Source organism: Pseudomonas sp. HY2-MNA-CIBAN-0224 (assembly GCF_040310285.1).
GTDB classification, from domain to species: Bacteria; Pseudomonadota; Gammaproteobacteria; order Pseudomonadales; family Pseudomonadaceae; genus Aquipseudomonas; species Aquipseudomonas helleri.
Genome location: NZ_JBEOPQ010000410.1, coordinates 1 through 281 on the forward strand (window position 1 = coordinate 1; position 281 = coordinate 281).

At 49.5% G+C, this 281-nt stretch carries 1 pseudogene; it reads right to left on the reverse strand.

Going from position 1 to position 281, the window contains the following annotated elements:
* Positions 1–281 (reverse strand): annotated as a pseudogene (locus AAEZ03_RS26960) (DNA primase); the annotation flags it as partial.

Sequence of the window (281 nt, forward strand, 5' to 3'; positions counted from 1 at the left end):
TTGCTGGCGTGATTCATAATAGCCGTACAGCACATGCTGCTTATGAAAAACGGGCGAGTCAGAGGAGTTGATATATTTGGGCTTCACGTCATCATCGAGCGCGCGACCACCAAAGCCAATGGTGCGACCTTGATTGTCACGAATCGGAAAAATCACCCGATCGCGAAGCAAGTCGTAATCGCGCCCAGATTCTGATTGGCGCACTAAACCAAGCGCTTTTAGACCTTCAATATCTTGCGGGAATTGATGCTCAAGATGCTGCCAACCGAAGGGTGCATAAC